Consider the following 18,973-nt stretch of genomic DNA (forward strand, 5'->3'; position numbering starts at 1 on the left):
ATTTTGTCTTTTACGATCAAGATCAAAAGATCGCAGCCTTCGGCAGCTCCTACATTTACATCGTGAAATGGCTTGGGTTCGTGAACTGTCATAGGGCAGCTAGTGTTGAAGGACGATGGTTACGGAGGGCAATGGAATGCCTGAAGCTGCAAAAGCCTGCGGTTTACGCAGGGGACGCTATTCGGAGGTTGAGCGGGTTTATTTGCTGACGGCGGTGGTTAAGGAACGTCGACCGGTGTTTAGCGACTGGAGAATCGGACGACTGTTGGTTGAACAGATGCGCGCGACAGATGAGGCAGGATTGGTCGTGTCTTTGGCTTGGGTGGTCATGCCTGATCACTTGCATTGGCTGATCGAGCTCAAGCGAGGCTCTCTGGCGCAATTAATGTGCCGCGTCAAATCGCGCAGTAGTCGCTCGGTCAACCTGCTGCGAGGCAATTCGGAGCCGCTGTGGCAGCGCGGTTATCACGACCGGGCCTTGCGTCGCGATGAAAATTTGAAAGCGGCCGCCCGCTACATTGTCATGAATCCATTGCGGGCCGGTCTGGTACAGCGCTTGGGTGATTACCCGTTGTGGGACGCAATCTGGCTCTGAAGATCAAAAGATCGCAGCCTTCGGCAGCTCCTACATTGGAATTCGCCTCTGTAGGAGCTGCCGAAGGCTGCGATCTTTTGATTTTGCTTTAAACCGTCCCCTTGGCCTGCTGCTCCAGATGCACCTGCAATTGCGGATCGATCCGCAGCGCCGCCGCCAGTTCATCCAGGTAGTCGCGTTCGGCGCCCTGTTGGTCGCCGACCAGGATCACGCTGACCAGGTACATTTCGGCGGCCGTCGCCGGGTCGCCGTTGGCCGCCTCGGCTACTTCGTTCGCATCCAGCGGTTTGGCAACTTCAGCGTCAAACCATTGCTGCAATTGTGGATCGTCGGTGTGTTTGCCAATCTCTTCATCGATCATCTGCCGTTCCCGGGGGTCGATCTCACCATCCGCCTTGGCCGCCGCGATCAGCGCCCGCAGCACAGCATGCCCGTGTTCCTCGACTTCGGGCCCGGCCAGCAGATTCGCCGTTTGCGGAATCTGTTGTGGCGCCGCCGAAGCCTGACTGCGTTGCCAGGCCTGATACGCCTGGAACGCCATCATCCCCAGCGAGGCCAGCGCTGCATAATTGGTGCCGCTGGAACGGCTTTGCGCCCCGCCGCCGAGCGCGCCACCCAATCCACCGCTGCCGCCACCGCCAAGCAAGCCCCCCAGCAATCCACCCAAACCGCCCAGCCCACCAGACTGCGCGCCACTGGCGCCGGTACTCGCACCGCCGCCCAACAGACCGCCAAGCAAGCCGCCCAACCCACCCAGCCCACCGCCGGCCGATCCAGCACCTTGTTGTCCCGCCGAGGCCTGGCCCCGTAGCAGTTGTTCGAGCAAATCACTGGTGTTCATGATCTCGTCCTCAGCCATTGGCAATAAATGCGTCAGGCAACAATAGACCGCCGATGCCAGCGCGCCAGCACCGTCTGGCTGACGCCGGCTGCCGCTGGCAGATTTCGCCGAGGTATTTTTTGTGCGGGCAGCTAAGATTCAAAGGTGGTGAACCTTATCCCGGCCAAACCGGTCGATAGCTGCAACCCCGACCCGGTTTGCCGGCGCCCTTTGCTCAAGGGTGATACCCGGCATGCTTCATTTTTCTGGAGAACGCCCCTGTGATATCGACCGTACACATCGCCAGGCTCAAAGCATGGGGCGCCCATGGTTTTACCGCGACCGGCGTGGTCACAGCCTTTCTGGCGACCCTCGCCCTGCTGGAGAACCAGCCGACTCACTGCCTGATGTGGCTGGGCGTGGCATTGATTGTCGACGGTCTCGACGGGGCGTTGGCGCGTAAGGTCAATGTGCAATCGGTGCTGCCGAGTTTCGACGGCTCGATCCTCGATCTGGTGATCGATTATCTGACCTACGTGTTCATTCCGGCCCTGTTCATCTATCGCTACATTCCCCTGCCCGACTACACCCTGCTGCTGAGCGTGTCGCTGATTCTGGTGTCGTCGCTGTTCTGTTTCTGCAACGTCAACATGAAGAGCAAGGACAACTACTTCGTCGGTTTCCCCGCCGCATGGAACGTGGTCGCGCTGTGCCTGTACATCATCAATCCGGGGCCGTGGATCACCTTTCTGACCATCATCGGTCTGGCGCTGCTGACCGTGACCCGCATGAAGTTCCTGCACCCGTTCCGCGTACGCAGGTTCATGCCGATCAACATCGCAGTGACGGCGATCTGGCTGTTGTGCAGCCTGTCGCTGGTGCTCAATCACCCGGTGATCAATCCGCTGGTGATGGGTTTGTGGCTGCTGGCGTCGGCGTACTTTCTGGGGATCTGCATCTGGCGTACGGCGCTGGAGTGGTTTGATCGGCCGCCTCTGAAGTAAATCCACCCTATACCCTGTAGGAGCTGCCGCAGGCTCGGGCCGCGTTCGGACGATCTTTTGATCTTCTTTTTAAAACCAAAATCAAAAGATCGCAGCCTGCGGCAGCTCCTACACGGGGTTTTAATTGATGTTTCAGCGTTTGGTGATGACCACCTCCAGATACTCGCTCGGCACCACCAGCGACTTCTCTCCCACCCGGTTCGAGCGGGTCAGCAGATCCGCCAGATCACTCTCCAGCGCTTGCCCGCTTTCCGGAGGCAATGCCGCAAAGGCCTTGTGCACCGGCCCGTACCAGTGGCGGAAAATGTCGATGAAATGCGCCGGCGAGCGATAGCGGAAGTTGAAGGTGCGGCGGGTGACCTGCAGCAGAAACTCGCGCTCATTGAAGTGGCTGTGCAACCACGCTTCAGTGCCCCAGTTCGACGGTGGCTGGGCTATGGGGGGTGGTGGGACGTGGCGACCAAGCACCTTGAACATCTGGCCGACGAAACCTTCCGGCGTCCAGTTTGCCAGACCGATGCGCCCGCCCCTTCGGCAGACCCGCGCCAGTTCCGCCGCCGCAGTCGCCTGATCCGGGGCAAACATCACGCCGAAGGTCGACAGCACCGCGTCGTAACTCTCGTCGGCGAACGGCAACGCTTCGGCATCGGCGACCTGAAAAATCACCTCCAGATGTTCAGCCCGTGCCCGATCCTGTCCCCGCTCCAGCAGCGCCGCGACATAGTCGGTCGAGGTCACCTGACATCCACGCCGCGCCGCTGCCAGAGTGGCGTTGCCGTTGCCGGCGGCGACATCCAGCACCTCTTCATCGCAGTGCAGGTCGCAGGCCTCGGCGAGGTTTTCGCCGACGATCTGCAAGGTGGTACCGATCACCGCGTAATCGCCGCTGGCCCAGGCGACTTTCTGGCGTTCTTTCAGGCCCGTCAGGTCAATGGGAGTACTCATCAATCGTGCTCCGCAGCAGGTTGAAGAACTTCATTCGGCCGTGGTCGGGTCAATGACCGTCATCACCCGCGCCACGCTGTTGGCCGGGAACCCGCCCAGCCTGGCGTGCTCGCGCACCTGTTCTTCGTCAGGGGCGATGTAGACGCAATAGATTTTGTCGGCAGTGACGTAACTCTGCAGCCACTGCACCTGTGGCCCGAGTTCACGCAACACCTGGCAGGAGGTTTGCGATACGGCTTGAAGTTCTTGCGGCGACAGCTTTCCGGCCCCTGGAATCTCGCGTTCAATCACGAATTTCGGCATGGCAACCTCGCGTTCTTTTTATCAGTGACAGGGTCGGCAGTGGCCCTGCTCATCCACTATCGCGCCGAGGGTCGATGGCGTCCCTGCCAATCGTCAGAAGAGCCCGGAAAACCGCGGCCTGGCCGATGAATGGCGGCTTTTTGTAAAGGCCTCGAGACACTTCGAGATTGCCATTGCATGGGGCAATCGGCTTTTATGCCTTCCCGTGTTCCGTGAATGGATTCCATCATGTCCCTGCGTCTTGAATGGCTCGTCGATCACCCGCTGCACAGCGACACTTACGCCGCGTGGATCCACCGCCAGTTCGCCTACGAATATGCCGAGCAACCCTTGACCGATTGGCAACGCGAGTTCGCTGCCGGCCAGAACAATGGCGACTGGTCGTGCCTGATTGCGCTGGACGGCGAGCGCCTGCTCGGCGGTGCGGCGCTGGCCCGGGCGGACCTGGCCCTGCGTCCGGATCTCGGCCCGTGGCTGGCGTGCGTGTTTGTCAGCCCGCAAGCTCGTGGCCAGGGGCTGGCAGAGCGGTTGATCGATGGCGTCAGCCGGGCGGCGAAACAGCGCGGCTTCGCGCGTTTCTATCTGCACACACAGAACAAGCAGGACTATTACGCCAAGCGCGGCTGGACAGTGCTGGAGCGCTTTCGCGCCTGGGACAACGAGCAATGGCTCATGGTGCGCGACCTGTGAGCCAATGATGTGTGCGGCGGTGACTGTCGATGCATCTGAGCACTCAGTTCTGGTTGTTGCAGCCATCGGCGAATTTGCGGTAATCCAGCACCTTGGTTTTTCCGGCCGAATCCAGATACGTCATGCGCGCATCGATAATGCCGCAGGTCACCGCGTTGTCTTCGGTCATCGATAGCACTTTCTGGATGTCCAGGTGCGTGCCGTAGGTGTAGGTGTGCGGGCTGACATCGGCTTCGGCCCGGGCCGACAGGGTGCAGATGTTCAGGGCGGCGAACAGGCAGGCGGCGACAACGGTTTTGTGCGTCATGGTGGTTTCCTCAAGGCTTGTATGGGTTGAGCCGAGGCAAACTGTGTGGGCCTCGATGGAGCCTATTTGAGGCGCGTGAGGTATCGCGTCTGTGTCAGGAAACGGCCGCTATCAATCACTGTGTATCCCCGCCGCCCGGAGATACACAGCGATACAAAACCCTGAAAAAATCGCGTTTTTGCATGTGTGTGTATCCGCCATTACGCCAGATACACTGCAATACAAACCCGGGCAGGCAAGCCGGCGCAGGCTCGATAGACTGCATGGCATTGCCCTTTGATAGAGGTTCTGCACCGATGGAACATGTCGATCACATCCTCATCGTCGACGACGATCGCGAGATCCGCGAGCTGGTCGGCAATTACCTGAAGAAGAACGGCCTGCGCACCACCGTGGTCGCCGATGGCCGGCAGATGCGCAGTTTTCTCGAAGCCAACACCGTCGACCTGATTGTGCTCGATATCATGATGCCCGGCGACGATGGCCTGCAGCTGTGCCGCGAATTGCGCGTGGGCAAACACAAGGCCACGCCGGTGCTGATGCTCACGGCGCGCAACGATGAAACGGACCGCATCATCGGCCTGGAAATGGGCGCCGACGATTACCTGACCAAGCCGTTCGCCGCCCGCGAACTGCTGGCGCGGATCAACGCGGTGCTGCGGCGCACTCGCATGCTGCCACCGAATCTGGTGGTCACCGAAAGCGGTCGCCTGCTGGCCTTCGGCCGTTGGCAACTGGACACCTCGGCCCGGCATCTGCTGGACAATGACGGCACACTGGTCGCCCTCAGTGGCGCCGAATACCGTTTGCTGCGGGTGTTTCTCGATCATCCGCAACGGGTACTCAGCCGTGATCAGTTGCTCAACCTGACCCAGGGCCGCGAGGCCGATCTGTTCGACCGTTCGATTGATCTGCTGGTCAGCCGTTTGCGCCAGCGCCTGCTCGATGATGCGCGTGAACCGGCCTACATCAAGACCGTGCGCAGCGAGGGTTATGTGTTTTCGCTGCCGGTGGAGATCCTCGGAGCCTCGGCATGAGTCTCAAGCTGCATTGGCCACGCACCCTGGCTTCGCGGTTGTCGCTGATCTTTCTGGTCGGGCTGATCCTGGCCCAGACCCTGTCGTTTGGCGCGCAGTATTACGAACGTTTCCAAAGCGCCAGAAGCACCATGCTCAGCAATATGCAAAACGACGTTTCGACGTCGATTGCGATCCTCGACCGCTTGCCCGCGCAGGAACGACCCGCCTGGCTGCCACGACTGGCTCGCACCAATTACGATTATCGGTTGGACAACGGCGACCCCGGCGCCCCGCTCGACGCCGAGGAGGTACCGGTGGCCGCGACCTCGATCAGCAGTGCAATTGGCGGCGCCCATCCGCTGTCCTTCAGCCGTTTTCCCGCGGAGAAAAAACACTTCCAGGCCCATTTGCGCCTCAGCGACGGCAGCCCGTTGACCATCGATGTGCGTCCGGCCATGCCGCCGCTGTCGCCGTGGCTGCCGGGGGTATTGCTCGGCCAACTGGCGCTGCTGATCGCCTGCACCTGGCTGGCGGTGCGCATTGCCATACGCCCCCTCGCCCGCCTCGCCAATGCCGTGGAATCCCTCGACCCCAACGCGCACCCGGTGATGCTCGACGAACACGGCCCGACCGAAGTGGCCTACGCCGCGCGGGCCTTCAACGCGATGCAGGCGCGCATCGCTGCGTATCTGAAGGAGCGCATGCAACTGCTGGCGGCGATTTCCCATGACCTGCAAACCCCGATCACCCGCATGAAGTTGCGCGCAGAGTTCATGGACGACTCGGTCGAGAAAGACAAACTGTGGAATGACCTCGGCGAGATGGAACATCTGGTGCGCGAGGGCGTGGCGTATGCCCGCAGTATCCACGGCTCGACCGAGGAAAGCCGGCGCATCGACCTCGACTCGTTTCTCGACAGCCTGGTGTTCGACTATCAGGACATGGGCCAGGACGTGCAACTGAGCGGCAAGAGCGCGGCGGTGATCGATACCCGTCCCCAGGCCCTGCGCCGGGTGCTGGTGAACCTGACCGACAACGCACTGAAATTCGCCGGTGCCGCGCAGTTGCAGGTGGATATTGGCGACGGTCTTTGCATCCAGATCCTTGATCGCGGACCGGGCATTGCCGAGACGGAGTTGCAGCAGGTCATGCAGCCGTTCTACCGGGTGGAAAACTCGCGCAACCGCAGCACCGGCGGCACAGGCCTGGGCCTGGCGATCGCCCAGCAACTGGCCATGGCCCTCGGTGGCTCGCTGACCCTGAGCAACCGCGAGGGTGGCGGACTGTGCGCGGAGTTGAAACTGCCACTGCGCTGATCCCCACACTGGAATCTGCATGGGACACAAACGCTGCATCTTGTCCCAGCCAGACTAGACTGATTCAGTACCCGGTCGAGGGGAATGCAGGACGACGTCAGCTGTGCCCTGCCCACTTTTGTGACCACCGCCCTGCGGCCCATGCCTCGACAACGTTTTGCCACCGGACGGTGATCCTGTATCAGGAGCACTCGTGATGGACGAAACACGACTCAACGCATTCATGGGCAAACTGGTCAACGACATGGGCGGCGCCGCGATGCTGGCGAACGTCATCGTTGGCGAAGAGCTCGGGCTGTACCGGGCGATGGCCGACAGTCAGCCGATCACCCCGCAAGCCCTCGCCGAAAAAACCACCTGCAACCCGCGTCTGGTGCGCGAATGGCTCAGCGCGCATGTCGCGTCCGGCTACATGGAGCATCACGATGGCCAGTTTCGGTTGCCGGAGGAGCAGGCACTGGCGCTGGCGGTCGAGGATTCGCCGGTGTACGTCGCCGGCGGACTTGGCGTGGTGGCCTCGTTTTTCCATGACAAGGACAAACTGGTCAAAGCCATGCGCGGCAACGGCGCCCTGCCCTGGGGCGATCACCATCCGTGCATGTTCAGCGGTACCGAACGCTTCTTTCGCCCCGGCTATAAAGGTCACTTGATCGCGGAATGGCTGCCGGCGCTGGAAGGTGTGGTCGCCAAACTCGAAGCAGGCGCCAAAGTCGCCGACATCGGCTGCGGCCACGGCGCCTCGACGGTGATCATGGCCCAGGCATTTCCCAACTCGCGCTTCGTCGGTTTCGATTATCACGCGCCGTCAATCACCGTCGCCACCCAGCGCGCAGAAGAAGGCGGCGTCAGCAGCCGGGCAAAATTCTTCCAGAACAACGCCAAAAGCTACCCCGGCGACGACTATGACCTGATCTGCTATTTCGACTGCCTGCACGACATGGGCGACCCGGTCGGCGCGGCCCGGCATGCGTTCGAATCATTGAAGAAGGACGGCACGGTGCTGCTGGTCGAGCCGTTTGCCAACGATAAGCTGGACGACAACATCAACCCGGTCGGACGCCTGTTCTATGCGGCCTCGACCTTTATCTGCACGCCGAATTCGCTGTCCCAGGAAGTTGGCCTGGGGCTGGGTGCGCAGGCCGGTGAAATGCGCTTGCGCAAGGTATTTGTCGAGGCCGGGTTCAAGCACTTTCGCCGGGCGACGCAGACGCCGTTCAATCTGATTCTGGAGGCGCGCAAGTAAATCACCGCTATCACCTGTGGCGAAGGAGCTTGCTCCCGTCGGATTGCGAAACGACCCTGAAAACAGGTCTGCTGCGCAGTCCAGCGGGAGCAAGCTCCCTCGCCACACGGTTAATGCTAACCTGCGGGCATCGTCCTCCCCGGAGTGCTGACCATGCTCGACAGCCCGACCCGCGAACACCTCGACACCTTGCACCAAGCCATGGTCGATGGCGATTTCCTGGTGCTGACCGGCGCGGGCATCAGCACGCCGTCGGGCATCCCGGATTACCGCGACAGTGAGGGCGTACGGCGGGGTCGGCAGCCGATGATGTATCAGGAATTTCTCGCCGCCCCGGAATCCCGTCGCCGCTACTGGGCACGGGCAATGCTCGGCTGGCCACGGGTGCGCCAGGCGCGGCCGAATGCAGCGCATCAAGCACTGGCCGATTTACAGCGCCGGGGTCTGATCAGCGCCTTGATCACGCAGAACGTCGACACCCTGCACGATCAGGCCGGCAGTCACGATGTGATCGAACTGCATGGCAGCCTGCACCGGGTGCTGTGCCTGGATTGCGGCCAGCGCAGCGCGCGTGACGACATTCAGCAGCGGATGGTCGAGCAGAATCCGTATCTGGCCGGGGTCGATGCGGTGCAGGCGCCGGACGGCGATACCCTGCTCGATCCGGCCTTCGAAGCGCGCTTTCAGACTCCACAATGCCCGTATTGCGCGGGCGAACGAATGAAACCGGACGTGGTGTTCTTCGGTGAGAACGTGGCGCAGGCGACGGCAGCACGGGCCATGGCGGCGGCAGAAAATGCTGCGGGGTTGCTGGTGGTGGGCTCGTCGCTGATGGCGTATTCGGCGTTTCGTCTGTGCCGGGTCATCGCCGATCGCGGCAAGCCGTTGCTGGCGATCAATCTGGGCAAGACCCGCGCCGATGATCTGCTGGATCTGAAGATCGAGGCGTCATGTGAACAACTGCTGCCGTTGTTGGTGCAACGCTTGTCTACCTGAATGCCGAAAATCCCTGTAGGAGCTGCCGCAGGCTGCGATCTTTTGACTTTGTTTTTTAGAAGCAAGATCAAAAGATCGCAGCCTTCGGCAGCTCCTACAGGGATGGGATCTCAGTTCAGGGTTCAGGGTTCAGGGTTCAGGGTTCAGGGTTCAGGGTTCAGTGTTCGGCTTTGAGGATGTCGAACAGTGCCTGCGCCGCCGCAGACAGCTCATTGCCCGGTTCCGTCAGCACACCAATCGCCCGCTCCACCGAATCATTCAAGGTCAGGCAATGCGCGCCCAGTTCCAGCATCTGCTCGGCGCACAACGCCGGCACCGCACTCACCCCCAATCCGCTGGCGACCATGCGCCCGACGGTTGCCAGTTGATGACTTTCGAATTCCACCGGCAGTTTCATGCCCCGGGCCTGCAAGTGTTCTTCGAGCATCACCCGCACTGTCGACGGCCGTTGCAGGGTAATGAACGGTTCCTGCAGCAGGGTCTGCCAGTCGATCTCCGTGCGCTCGGCCAACGTGGAATCCTGCGGTACCACCGCGACGAAGCGATCGATGTACAGCGGGGTGAACGTCAGCGAGGTGTTCTGCATCGGTTCGAACGCCACACCCAGCTCAACGTGCCGGTCGCGAACCATTTCCAGCACTTGCTCGTTGATCACGTCGTTAACGGTGACATTGACGTTCGGATAGCGCGCGCGAAAGGTCTTGAGGATCGGCGGCAGCAGGTTGCCGGCAAACGACGGCATCGCCGCCAGCGTCACCCGCCCGCGTTGCAGGCTGAAGCGCTGACGCATTTCGTCCTCGGCGTTGTCCCAGTCGGCGATCAGACGCCGGGCCAGCGGCAGCAACGATTCGCCCTCGGCGGTCAGTGCCACGTTGCGCGTATTGCGACTGAACAGCCGCCCGCCCAGGCCCTCCTCCAACGCTTTGATGGTCAGGCTCAACGCCGATTGCGACAAGTGCAGACGCTCGCAGGCCACGGCGAAGCTCAGGCTCTGGGCCACAGCGAGGAAAGCGCGGATCTGTTTGATGGTCATACTGGATAACGCTCTGTTCGCAATTTGCCGGATAAATGCCGTACCCACTGTAGGAGTTGCCGAGGGCTCGGGCCGCGTTCGGACGATCTTTTGATCTTGAAAAACAACATCAAAAGATCGCAGCCTTCGGCAGCTCCTACAGGGTAACAACCAACACTATTGAGTTTTATCTATCAATCAACCTTAAAAATCAACTTAACAAATATATTCTCCAGCGCGACACTCCAGTCATTCGGCTAGCCAGCCGCCCGACCAACAATAAAAGAGGTGCATATGGCAGGTTTCGACAAGCGCGTGAGTTCCTACGAGGAAGCTCTGGCCGGTCTTGAAGACGGCATGACCGTGATCGCCGGCGGCTTCGGCCTGTGCGGCATCCCGGAAAACCTGATCGCCGAGATCAAGCGCAAGGGCACCCGCGACCTCACCGTGGTCTCCAACAACTGCGGCGTCGACGGTTTCGGCCTCGGTGTGCTGCTGACCGACCGCCAGATCAGCAAGGTGATCGCCTCTTACGTCGGCGAAAACAAACTGTTCGAAGAGCAACTGCTCAAGGGCGACATCGAAGTCATCCTGACCCCGCAAGGCACCCTCGCCGAGAAAATGCGCGCAGGCGGCGCCGGCATCCCGGCCTTCTTCACCGCCACCGGCGTCGGCACCCCGGTCGCCGAAGGCAAGGAAGTGCGCGAATTCAACGGGCGCAAGTACCTGATGGAAGAGTCCATCACCGGCGACTTCGCCATCGTCAAAGGCTGGAAAGCCGACCATTTCGGCAACGTCATCTACCGTCACACTGCGCAGAACTTCAACCCGCTGGCGGCCACCGCCGGCAAGATCACCGTGGTCGAAGTCGAAGAAATCGTCGAACCCGGCGAGCTGGATCCGTCGCAGATCCACACCCCCGGCATCTACGTCGACCGGGTCATTTGCGGCACGTTCGAAAAGCGCATCGAACAGCGCACCATCCGCAAATAATTCAGGCTGACGGAGAATAAAAACATGGCACTTACCCGCGAACAAATGGCTCAGCGCGTCGCCCGCGAAATGCAGGACGGCTACTACGTGAACCTCGGCATCGGCATTCCGACCCTGGTCGCCAACTACATTCCCGAAGGCATGGAAGTCATGCTGCAATCGGAAAACGGCCTGCTCGGCATGGGCCCGTTTCCGACTGAAGACACCATCGATGCCGACATGATCAACGCCGGCAAACAGACCGTGACCGCGCGCATCGGCGCATCGATCTTCAACTCCGCCGAATCCTTCGCAATGATTCGCGGCGGGCATGTCGACCTGACCGTGCTCGGCGCGTTCGAAGTCGACGTCGAAGGCAACATCGCCTCGTGGATGATTCCCGGCAAGCTGGTCAAGGGCATGGGCGGCGCGATGGATCTGGTGGCTGGCGCCGACAACATCATCGTGATCATGACCCACGCCTCCAAGGACGGTGAGTCCAAACTGTTGGCCAAGTGCAGCCTGCCGCTGACCGGCGCCGGCTGCATCAAGCGCGTGCTGACCGACCTCGCCTACCTGGAAATCGAAAATGGCGCTTTTGTCCTCAAGGAACGCGCACCTGGCGTCAGCGTCGAGGAAATCGTCGCCAAAACCGCTGGTAAACTGATCGTCCCGGATCACGTACCGGAAATGCAGTTCGCTGCCCAGTGAGGAATTCGAAAATGCAAGACGTCGTAATTGTTGCCGCCACCCGTACCGCGATCGGCAGTTTCCAGGGTTCGCTGGCCAGCGTGTCCGCGGTGGATCTGGGCGCTGCGGTGATTCGCCAGCTGCTCGAACAGACCGGTCTGGACGGTGCGCAGGTCGATGAAGTGATCATGGGCCAGGTGCTGACCGCCGGCGCCGGCCAGAACCCGGCGCGTCAGGCGGCGATCAAGGCCGGCCTGCCCCACGCCGTGCCGGCCATGACCCTGAACAAGGTCTGCGGCTCGGGCCTGAAAGCCCTGCACCTGGGCGCGCAAGCGATTCGTTGCGGCGATGCCGAGGTGATCATCGCCGGCGGTCAGGAGAACATGAGCCTGTCCAACTATGTGATGCCGGGCGCACGCACCGGCCTGCGCATGGGTCACGCGCAAATCGTCGACACCATGATCAGCGATGGCCTGTGGGATGCGTTCAACGATTACCACATGGGCATCACTGCCGAGAATCTGGTCGATAAATATGAGATCAGCCGCGAACAGCAGGACGCCTTCGCCGCCTCCTCGCAGCGCAAAGCCGCTGCGGCCATTGAGGCCGGACGCTTTGTCGATGAGATCACCCCGATCCTGATCCCGCAGCGCAAAGGCGATCCGGTAGCGTTCAAGGTCGACGAACAACCACGCGGCGACACCACCGCCGAATCGCTGGCGAAACTGCGTCCGGCGTTCAAGAAGGACGGCAGCGTCACCGCCGGTAATGCTTCGTCGCTGAACGATGGCGCCGCTGCTGTGATCCTGATGAGCGCCGAAAAGGCCAAGGCCCTGGGCCTGCCAGTGCTGGCAAAAATCGCCGCGTACGCCAACGCCGGCGTTGACCCGGCGATCATGGGCATCGGCCCGGTCTCGGCCACCCGTCGCTGCCTGGAAAAGGCTGGCTGGAACATCGGCCAACTGGACCTGATCGAGGCCAACGAAGCGTTCGCCGCGCAATCGCTGGCAGTGGCCAAGGACCTGCAATGGGATCTGGACAAGGTCAACGTCAACGGCGGCGCCATCGCCCTCGGTCACCCGATCGGTGCATCGGGCTGCCGCGTGCTGGTGACGCTGCTGCACGAAATGATCAAGCGTGATGCGAAGAAAGGTCTGGCGACCCTGTGCATCGGCGGCGGTCAGGGTGTGGCGCTGGCGCTGGAACGCGCTTAACCCAAAGGAGCAATACAGGCGGCGGACGGATCCACGACATCCGCTCGCTGTCTGGTTTCATCGCTTTTGTGGCGAGGGGATTTATCCCCGATGGGATGCGCAGCAGCCCCAGTTTTTATTGCCTCGACACACATCTTTGCCAGCGCTTCGCACTGGATCGGGGATAAATCCCCTCGCCACAGGGTGCTTTGAAAATCACACCACCATCTGCAAAATCAACCACGCATTCGCCCCACTGATCACCGCAAACAGTCCCCACGCCAGCACCCGGGTCGGCAGCCTGTTCACAAACGGCCCCATCAGTTGCTTGTCGCTGGTCATGCGGATCAGCGGGTACAGCGCAAACGGCAATTGCAGGCTCAACACCACCTGACTCAACACCAGCAACTTGCCCACCGCGTTATCGCCCATCAGCCACACGCCAATGAACGCCGGGATCAGCGCCAGCCCACGGGTGATCAAGCGCCGCTGCCAGCAGGGAATCCGCAGGTTCAGGTAACCCTCCATGATCACCTGCCCGGCGATGGTCCCGGTGAAGGTCGAGCTCTGCCCCGACGCCAGTAACGCGACGCCGAACAGCACACTGGCCAGCGCGCCACCGACCAGCGGGTCGAGCAGGTGGTAGGCGTCCTGAATATCGACCACATCGGTATGCCCGGACTGGTGAAACGCAGCCGCCGCCAGAATCAGGATCGCCGCGTTGACCAGCAGCGCCAGGGCCAGCGAACCGATGGTGTCGATGCGTGCCAGGTTGACCGCGTCCTGCTTGCTCGCCAGGTCCTTGCCGATCATCCGCGTCTGCACGATCGAAGTATGCAGGTAGAGGTTATGCGGCATCACCGTGGCGCCAAGAATACCGATCGCCAAATACAACGGCGCGGCATCGCTGATCGCCGAGAGCGACGGTTTGAACCCGGCGAACACGTCTGGCCAGTACGGTTTGATCAGCACCAGTTCGACGAAGAAACACACGCCGATGGTCGCCACCAGCACCAGCATGATCGCTTCGAGTCGGCGAAAGCCACGGTTCTGCAGGGCCAGCACCAGCAGCGTGTCGAAGGCGGTCAGGGCAATGCCGAAGGTCAGCGAACAGCCAAGCAATAAATGGAAGGCCAGGGCACAGCCGAGCACTTCGGCCAGATCGGTGGCGATGATCGAGATTTCCGCCAGCACCCATTGCAGGCGAGCGGTCGGGGTGCTGTAGCGCTCGCGGGACAATTGCGCGAGATCGCGGCCGGTGGCGATGCCCAGCCGCGAGCACAGGCATTGCACGACCATCCCCGCCAGACTTGCGAGCAACACCACAAACAGCAGGCTGTAACCAAAACGCGAACCGGCCTCGATCGCGGTCGCCCAGTTGCCCGGATCCATGTAGCCGATCGACACCAGCAAGCCCGGACCGGCAAAACGCAGCACGCGTTTGAAGAACGAAGCATTCGGATCCACCGCGACACTGCCGGCCACTTCCGGCGGGCAGAACGGCGCGGTGGCGATTTTGGGTAAGCTGAATTTCACGCACACATCCAGAAACAAGTGGGAAAGACGCAGCTTAGACGTTTCAGTTGAACCCTTGAAGAGCAAAAGATCGCAGCCTTCGGCAGCTCCTACATTGGAATGCGTTGCACTGTAGGAGCTGCCGAAGGCTGCGATCTTTTGATCTCAACGACTCACACCCAGTAACTGCTGACGCAACTCGGGATTACGCGTACGCGGATCCAGCCAGATATCGAAAAACGCCCGGGCAAATTGCGGATCATCGATTTCATGCTGCAACTGCTGACCGATAAAAAACCGCGCACCCTGCCCCGGCAGATACACGCCCGTAATCCGCGTGCCGGCCTGCACATCGACGAACGATTGCTGCATTTGCTCTTGCCACCTGGACAGTTGTGCGGGACTGACGCTCGAGCCTGCCAGCCGTTTGATTTCATCGACACTGGCCTGCACCAGATCGTCACGGGAGATCTTGCGCCGATAGATCAGCTCCAGAGCGAAGGGCTGTTCGGTCGACAACGGACGCGCCGCGCTCCACAACCGGGCGTTGTAAACGTCGAAGCCGAACACACTGAAATCACCGGTGCCGATGATTTGCGCGCCGGGCACGGCGTCCTGCCAATTGGCCCAGGTCGGCGTGAGTAACAACGCCCACAAGCCGATGCCACAGCACCCACGCAGCAACTTAGATGGTTTGCTCATCGCGGCATCGACTCCGGTAAATCCTGATCTTCAGAGCATAGCGAATATCACTCGCGCACTTTGTATACAAAAATTGTCGATCAATGCAGCAATCGGTTACCTTGGCCGTTCCATCCCCGGAGGCCTCCCGCGTGCTGATCCTCAAATTATTGCTGATCCCCGCTTTTCTGCTGCTCATTTCTCTCGCCGGCAAGCGCTGGGGACCAAGCGTCGCCGGTTGGCTGTCGGGGCTGCCGGTGGTGGTCGGGCCGATTCTGTTTTTCCTCGCCATCGAACAGGGGCCGCAGTTTGCTGCGCAATCGGCGGTGGCGGCGCTGTCAGCGATGTTCGCCATGATCGCCTTCTGCATCACCTACGCGCAGGTGGCGCAGCGGGCGAACTGGCCGGTGGCGCTGACAGCGTCACTGGCGGTGTGGGCGGTACTGGCGCTGTTGTTGTCGCTGATTCCGTCGTCACTGACGTTCTCGGTCGCTGCGGCGGCGATTGCCCTGCTCGCCGCGCCGTACCTGTTTCCCGACGCGCAGCCGGTGCTGAACGGCCCGGCACCGAAGTCGGACAAACTGCTCTGGCGGATGACAGCCGGCGCGGCGCTGACGCTGCTGGTGACCATGCTTGCGAGTACCGTCGGCGAGCGCTGGAGCGGCTTGCTCGCGGTGTTCCCGGTGCTTGGCAGTGTGATGGCGGTGTTCTCTCAGCAGACCCGTGGCCCGGCGTTTACCGCGGCATTGCTGCGGGCGACGGCGACCGGCATGTACTCGTTTTCGGCGTTTTGCCTGGTGTCGGCGCTGACCCTGCCAACCCTGGGCCTCAGCGGATTCATCGCTGGTGTCGCGGTGTCAGTGGCCATGCTCGGGGTCACCCGCAAACTGCTGGCCCGACCGACTCCCGCCAAAAGCCCACAACCTCAAGGCTGACGCAAACGCCTGACAAACCGCGCTGGAATGCCAGGCATGCTCCGTGGGATCATCGCCGCCCTGGCGCGACCATCCCTCGGAGATTCACATGTCATTGCTCAGCAAGAAAGCCGTCGTCCTGTTGCTGGCGGCGGTCGCCGGTCTCGGCGCCCTCAACGCCCAGGCAGCCAAGCCCAAGGAAAAGGCCTCGACCAACAACGTGTCGATGCTCGACGGCAAGTTCACCTTCGTCCTGCCCAAAGGCTTTACCGCCGACCCGCTGCCGGCCGGGCCGACCGGTGCAAAGGGCACGATGTACACCAATCAGGCGACCAAAACCGTGGTCATCGCCGCCGAAAACCAGATTGCCGGTGGCGCCAGCGTCAAGGACAACGACAACGAATTTCTCGATGGCAGCCTGGCGAGTTTCATCGATGACCAGCGCAAGGCTTTGCCTGACTTCAACAAACTCAGCGAAAAAAGCCTGACCCAGAAAAGCAGCGGCCTCGGTGTGCGTCAGGTCGACAGCACCGCCACTCAGGGCGGCGGCCAGACACTCAACACCACCCTGCTCGCCGCCTCCGGCAAGCGCATGGCGCTGGTTCAAGTGATTTCCCGGGCCAGCGACAAGAGCGGTCACGATGCGCTAGTGAAAACCATCCTCAAGAACAAGTGATCCCTACGGATTGAGCTGCTGCAGCCAGGCGTTCAAGTCGCGCAGTTCGGCGGAACTGATGCTGTGGCCGACACCGGGATAAGCGTGAAACTCGGGGCTGTAGCCGAGTTTCTGCAGCAGCGCATTGGCTTCGGTGCCGTCGCGGTACGGCACTCGATCATCGGCGGTGCCGTGGCCGATGAAGATGTGCAGCGGCAACGGTGGCTGCTCGATCTTTAGCTCGGTTTTCAACACCGGCAACAGCCGTCCGCTCAACGCTGCAATGCCGCCGACCGCCACGGGCGGACGCAGGCCCACTTCGTAGGTCATCATCGCGCCCTGGCTGAAACCGATCAGGTACACCTTGTCCGGGCTGGCGTGATATTTCTGCGCCGCCTGCGCGACAAACTCCCGCAACTTCTTTCCGCTGGCCTGCAGATCATCGGTCTCGCCGTTGTAGGCCCCTTCACCTTTCTTGCGAAACCACTGGAAACGCCCTTCGCCCAACGCCAGCGGCGCCTGCACCGAGAGGTAGTTGTACTGCGCCGGCAGCTGAAATTTCATACCGATCAGATCGGCTTCGTTACTGCCGTAGCCGTGCAGAAAAATCACCAGCGGCCGAGTGTTCGCGTCCGGGTGAACCTGTTCGATGTATTTCAGTGGCAAGTCGCTTTGCAGCGTGGTTTGCGCGTGGACGGCGCTGGACACCAGGAGGGTTAACAGGGCAAATGCCTTCAACATAGAGCCGTCCTTCGCGGAGTGTCGGGTTCTGGGAGAGCCTAACAGCCTTGATCCACCACACCCAACCCTGTAGGAGCTGCCGAAGGCTGCGATCTTTTGATCTTGCTCTTAAAAGTCAAAGTCAAAAGATCGCAGCCTGCGGCAGCTCCTACATTGGACGGCGTCGGTCTGGATTCAGTCGTTGATCAGCTTGCCCACCCGGATCGGCTCGCGCCCCGCCACCTTGGCCTGCCAGATCCCCGGCTGGGTGTAGCGCCCACGATCAATCGCGAACAGCACGCCGCTGGTGCCGGCGCGGACGGTGGTCAGCCGGTCATTCAACGGGTCCACCACCTCGAACAGCGCATCGCCCTTCTCCACCCATTCCCCCGCATTGCGCAGGAAACTGACCACACCATGGTGCGGGGCGAACAGGTATTCGGTGCCTTCGAACGGCATGCCTTCGCAGCACTCGCTCGGCGCTGCCGGCCATTCGCCGCTGATGAAACCCTGCTCGGCGAGAAAGCCGAGAATCGCTTCACAATTGGCCTGCGCCTGATCGACCCGCGTGTCGCCCATGCTGCCCAGTTCCAGGGTGGTGGCGAGGTTCGCCGGGGGAATCGCCGCACTCGGAAACGCTCGGGCCAGACGCAGCCACGGCGATGAGCACGATTCATCGAACGAACTGCCACCGGAGTCTTCGCACAACAAGGCCACGCCGGCCTTCAGTCGCGCCGCCAGCGATTGCCAGCGCGGCCAGTGTTGCGGCAATGCGTAAATGTGAATCGCCGCGTCGAAATCGCAATGCAGGTCGAGGGTGATGTCGGCGTCGCAGGCATGGCGCAGCAGCAAGCGGTGCAGTGCTTCCAGTTGCGAAGCCGGGGCTGGCAACTCATCGAGCACCTCGCCCATGGTCTGGCGGATCAGCGCGATGTTGGCCTCGGCATCGCTGCCCAGTTGCTCGCCGATTCGCGCCGCCACCGGCGCGCTGAGTTCGACAAACGAGCGGTTGAAATTCTTGCCGCTGCCCAGCTCGAAGCGGCCCATGTGGCTGCCTTGCAGATGCTGGTCGAGGCCAATCGGGTTGGCCACCGGCACGAGCTCGATCACACCTTGCAGACGGCCCTGCTGTTCCAACGCGTTGAGGCGTTGTTTGAGTTCCCACGCGGTGCGCATGCCCGGCAGTTCGTCGGCGTGCAGACTGGCCTGGATGTACACCTTGCGAGTGCCCGCGCCGTAACGGAAGACGCTGAGGGAACGTTCGCTACCCAGATGGCTCCAGGGCAGGACATGGTCGATGCGTTGCATGGGAAAACTCCTGCAGTCTGGTAGATCTGGATTGATGAGATCCCTGTGGGAGCGAGCTTGCTCGCGAATGCAATC

21 protein-coding genes are annotated in these 18,973 nt (G+C 61.4%); 12 read left to right on the forward strand and 9 right to left on the reverse strand.

Going from position 1 to position 18,973, the window contains the following annotated elements:
* Nucleotides 1-136: 136 nt before the first annotated feature.
* Entirely contained in the window at nt 137-595 is a 459-nt protein-coding gene (locus tag LOY52_RS16695; RefSeq protein WP_258675095.1) for an REP-associated tyrosine transposase, read from the forward strand.
* A gap of 88 nt (nt 596-683) precedes the next feature.
* Here LOY52_RS16695 and LOY52_RS16700 read toward each other — a convergent pair whose 3' ends face one another.
* Entirely contained in the window at nt 684-1,436 is a 753-nt protein-coding gene (locus tag LOY52_RS16700; protein WP_258675096.1) for a tellurite resistance TerB family protein, read from the reverse strand.
* 260 nt (nt 1,437-1,696) lie between these two features.
* On the opposite strand from LOY52_RS16700, the gene pcsA reads away from it, so the two are divergent.
* The gene (gene pcsA / locus LOY52_RS16705) at nt 1,697-2,419 is read left to right on the forward strand and encodes a phosphatidylcholine synthase (RefSeq protein WP_258675097.1); all 723 of its coding nucleotides are present in this window, start codon (nt 1,697-1,699) and stop codon (nt 2,417-2,419) included.
* Between the two features lie 132 nt (nt 2,420-2,551).
* Here the strand turns inward: pcsA and LOY52_RS16710 are convergent, their stop codons facing one another.
* Together LOY52_RS16710 and LOY52_RS16715 are read right to left on the reverse strand one after the other, a co-directional pair.
* Nucleotides 2,552-3,364: a class I SAM-dependent methyltransferase gene (locus LOY52_RS16710; protein ID WP_258675098.1), complete on the reverse strand. Its 813-nt coding sequence runs from the start codon at nt 3,362-3,364 to the stop codon at nt 2,552-2,554.
* 30 nt (nt 3,365-3,394) lie between these two features.
* A complete protein-coding gene (locus tag LOY52_RS16715; RefSeq protein ID WP_007962415.1) occupies nt 3,395-3,667 on the reverse strand; it encodes a DUF4242 domain-containing protein in 273 nt (90 codons plus the stop codon).
* A 228-nt stretch (nt 3,668-3,895) separates the two neighbouring features.
* On the opposite strand from LOY52_RS16715, the gene LOY52_RS16720 reads away from it, so the two are divergent.
* Complete coding sequence (locus LOY52_RS16720) at nt 3,896-4,357, forward strand: GNAT family N-acetyltransferase (RefSeq protein ID WP_258675099.1); 462 nt, start codon at nt 3,896-3,898, stop codon at nt 4,355-4,357.
* 43 nt (nt 4,358-4,400) lie between these two features.
* On the opposite strand, the gene LOY52_RS16725 is transcribed toward LOY52_RS16720, so the two are convergent.
* The gene (locus LOY52_RS16725) at nt 4,401-4,664 is read right to left on the reverse strand and encodes a DUF2790 domain-containing protein (RefSeq protein ID WP_258675101.1); all 264 of its coding nucleotides are present in this window, start codon (nt 4,662-4,664) and stop codon (nt 4,401-4,403) included.
* A gap of 296 nt (nt 4,665-4,960) precedes the next feature.
* Between LOY52_RS16725 and LOY52_RS16730 the strand changes: the two genes are divergently transcribed.
* From LOY52_RS16730 to LOY52_RS16745, 4 genes are all read left to right on the forward strand, one after another.
* The gene (locus LOY52_RS16730; protein WP_027611658.1) at nt 4,961-5,701 is read left to right on the forward strand and encodes a response regulator; all 741 of its coding nucleotides are present in this window, start codon (nt 4,961-4,963) and stop codon (nt 5,699-5,701) included.
* Nucleotides 5,698-6,999 carry an ATP-binding protein gene (locus LOY52_RS16735; protein ID WP_258675102.1) on the forward strand — a complete coding sequence of 434 codons (1,302 nt, stop codon included), beginning with the start codon at nt 5,698-5,700 and terminating at the stop codon, nt 6,997-6,999. The genes LOY52_RS16730 and LOY52_RS16735 overlap by 4 nt, the downstream gene beginning before the upstream one ends.
* Before the next feature lie 196 nt (nt 7,000-7,195).
* Nucleotides 7,196-8,242 (forward strand): class I SAM-dependent methyltransferase, encoded by a 1,047-nt coding sequence (locus LOY52_RS16740; RefSeq protein WP_258675104.1) that lies wholly within the window; start codon nt 7,196-7,198, stop codon nt 8,240-8,242.
* Nucleotides 8,243-8,395: 153 nt separating this feature from the next.
* Nucleotides 8,396-9,238 carry an NAD-dependent protein deacetylase gene (locus LOY52_RS16745; RefSeq protein ID WP_258675105.1) on the forward strand — a complete coding sequence of 281 codons (843 nt, stop codon included), beginning with the start codon at nt 8,396-8,398 and terminating at the stop codon, nt 9,236-9,238.
* 157 nt (nt 9,239-9,395) lie between these two features.
* Here the strand turns inward: LOY52_RS16745 and LOY52_RS16750 are convergent, their stop codons facing one another.
* Complete coding sequence (locus LOY52_RS16750; RefSeq protein WP_258675107.1) at nt 9,396-10,271, reverse strand: LysR family transcriptional regulator; 876 nt, start codon at nt 10,269-10,271, stop codon at nt 9,396-9,398.
* Between the two features lie 273 nt (nt 10,272-10,544).
* Here LOY52_RS16750 and LOY52_RS16755 point away from each other — a divergent pair, with 273 nt between their 5' ends.
* From LOY52_RS16755 to LOY52_RS16765, 3 genes are read left to right on the forward strand one after another with little or no spacing between them, the layout of a single operon-like run.
* Entirely contained in the window at nt 10,545-11,243 is a 699-nt protein-coding gene (locus LOY52_RS16755) for a CoA transferase subunit A (protein WP_003226174.1), read from the forward strand.
* Between the two features lie 24 nt (nt 11,244-11,267).
* Nucleotides 11,268-11,933 carry a CoA transferase subunit B gene (locus tag LOY52_RS16760; RefSeq protein ID WP_003226176.1) on the forward strand — a complete coding sequence of 222 codons (666 nt, stop codon included), beginning with the start codon at nt 11,268-11,270 and terminating at the stop codon, nt 11,931-11,933.
* Between the two features lie 11 nt (nt 11,934-11,944).
* Nucleotides 11,945-13,126 carry an acetyl-CoA C-acetyltransferase gene (locus LOY52_RS16765; RefSeq protein WP_258675110.1) on the forward strand — a complete coding sequence of 394 codons (1,182 nt, stop codon included), beginning with the start codon at nt 11,945-11,947 and terminating at the stop codon, nt 13,124-13,126.
* A gap of 195 nt (nt 13,127-13,321) precedes the next feature.
* Here the strand turns inward: LOY52_RS16765 and LOY52_RS16770 are convergent, their stop codons facing one another.
* Together LOY52_RS16770 and LOY52_RS16775 are read right to left on the reverse strand one after the other, a co-directional pair.
* A complete protein-coding gene (locus LOY52_RS16770) occupies nt 13,322-14,641 on the reverse strand; it encodes an Nramp family divalent metal transporter (protein ID WP_047602029.1) in 1,320 nt (439 codons plus the stop codon).
* 144 nt (nt 14,642-14,785) lie between these two features.
* Nucleotides 14,786-15,322: a chalcone isomerase family protein gene (locus LOY52_RS16775; RefSeq protein ID WP_258675112.1), complete on the reverse strand. Its 537-nt coding sequence runs from the start codon at nt 15,320-15,322 to the stop codon at nt 14,786-14,788.
* A gap of 131 nt (nt 15,323-15,453) precedes the next feature.
* Between LOY52_RS16775 and LOY52_RS16780 the strand changes: the two genes are divergently transcribed.
* Together LOY52_RS16780 and LOY52_RS16785 are read left to right on the forward strand one after the other, a co-directional pair.
* A complete protein-coding gene (locus LOY52_RS16780) occupies nt 15,454-16,236 on the forward strand; it encodes a hypothetical protein (RefSeq protein WP_258675113.1) in 783 nt (260 codons plus the stop codon).
* Nucleotides 16,237-16,324: 88 nt separating this feature from the next.
* Nucleotides 16,325-16,891 (forward strand): hypothetical protein, encoded by a 567-nt coding sequence (locus LOY52_RS16785; protein ID WP_258675114.1) that lies wholly within the window; start codon nt 16,325-16,327, stop codon nt 16,889-16,891.
* 3 nt (nt 16,892-16,894) lie between these two features.
* Here LOY52_RS16785 and LOY52_RS16790 read toward each other — a convergent pair whose 3' ends face one another.
* Both LOY52_RS16790 and LOY52_RS16795 read right to left on the reverse strand, forming a co-directional pair.
* Nucleotides 16,895-17,611: an alpha/beta hydrolase gene (locus LOY52_RS16790; protein WP_258675115.1), complete on the reverse strand. Its 717-nt coding sequence runs from the start codon at nt 17,609-17,611 to the stop codon at nt 16,895-16,897.
* 174 nt (nt 17,612-17,785) lie between these two features.
* On the reverse strand, nt 17,786-18,898 hold the full coding sequence (locus LOY52_RS16795) for a succinylglutamate desuccinylase/aspartoacylase family protein (protein ID WP_258675116.1): 1,113 nt from the start codon (nt 18,896-18,898) through the stop codon (nt 17,786-17,788).
* Between the last annotated feature and the right edge of the window lie 75 nt (nt 18,899-18,973).

Source organism: Pseudomonas sp. B21-051 (assembly GCF_024748795.1).
GTDB lineage: Bacteria > Pseudomonadota > Gammaproteobacteria > Pseudomonadales > Pseudomonadaceae > Aquipseudomonas > Aquipseudomonas putida_A.

Coding starts and splice junctions, on each gene's coding strand:
- LOY52_RS16785 (WP_258675114.1), top strand. CDS start 16,325: ATGTCATTGCTCAGCAAGAAAGCCGTCGTCCTGTTGCTGGCGGCGGTC.
- LOY52_RS16735 (WP_258675102.1), top strand. CDS start 5,698: ATGAGTCTCAAGCTGCATTGGCCACGCACCCTGGCTTCGCGGTTGTCG.
- LOY52_RS16775 (WP_258675112.1), bottom strand. CDS start 15,322: ATGAGCAAACCATCTAAGTTGCTGCGTGGGTGCTGTGGCATCGGCTTG.
- LOY52_RS16710 (WP_258675098.1), bottom strand. CDS start 3,364: ATGAGTACTCCCATTGACCTGACGGGCCTGAAAGAACGCCAGAAAGTC.
- LOY52_RS16715 (WP_007962415.1), bottom strand. CDS start 3,667: ATGCCGAAATTCGTGATTGAACGCGAGATTCCAGGGGCCGGAAAGCTG.
- LOY52_RS16720 (WP_258675099.1), top strand. CDS start 3,896: ATGTCCCTGCGTCTTGAATGGCTCGTCGATCACCCGCTGCACAGCGAC.
- LOY52_RS16790 (WP_258675115.1), bottom strand. CDS start 17,611: ATGTTGAAGGCATTTGCCCTGTTAACCCTCCTGGTGTCCAGCGCCGTC.
- LOY52_RS16750 (WP_258675107.1), bottom strand. CDS start 10,271: ATGACCATCAAACAGATCCGCGCTTTCCTCGCTGTGGCCCAGAGCCTG.
- LOY52_RS16760 (WP_003226176.1), top strand. CDS start 11,268: ATGGCACTTACCCGCGAACAAATGGCTCAGCGCGTCGCCCGCGAAATG.
- LOY52_RS16700 (WP_258675096.1), bottom strand. CDS start 1,436: ATGAACACCAGTGATTTGCTCGAACAACTGCTACGGGGCCAGGCCTCG.
- LOY52_RS16740 (WP_258675104.1), top strand. CDS start 7,196: ATGGACGAAACACGACTCAACGCATTCATGGGCAAACTGGTCAACGAC.
- LOY52_RS16725 (WP_258675101.1), bottom strand. CDS start 4,664: ATGACGCACAAAACCGTTGTCGCCGCCTGCCTGTTCGCCGCCCTGAAC.
- LOY52_RS16730 (WP_027611658.1), top strand. CDS start 4,961: ATGGAACATGTCGATCACATCCTCATCGTCGACGACGATCGCGAGATC.
- LOY52_RS16795 (WP_258675116.1), bottom strand. CDS start 18,898: ATGCAACGCATCGACCATGTCCTGCCCTGGAGCCATCTGGGTAGCGAA.
- LOY52_RS16695 (WP_258675095.1), top strand. CDS start 137: ATGCCTGAAGCTGCAAAAGCCTGCGGTTTACGCAGGGGACGCTATTCG.
- LOY52_RS16765 (WP_258675110.1), top strand. CDS start 11,945: ATGCAAGACGTCGTAATTGTTGCCGCCACCCGTACCGCGATCGGCAGT.
- LOY52_RS16755 (WP_003226174.1), top strand. CDS start 10,545: ATGGCAGGTTTCGACAAGCGCGTGAGTTCCTACGAGGAAGCTCTGGCC.
- LOY52_RS16745 (WP_258675105.1), top strand. CDS start 8,396: ATGCTCGACAGCCCGACCCGCGAACACCTCGACACCTTGCACCAAGCC.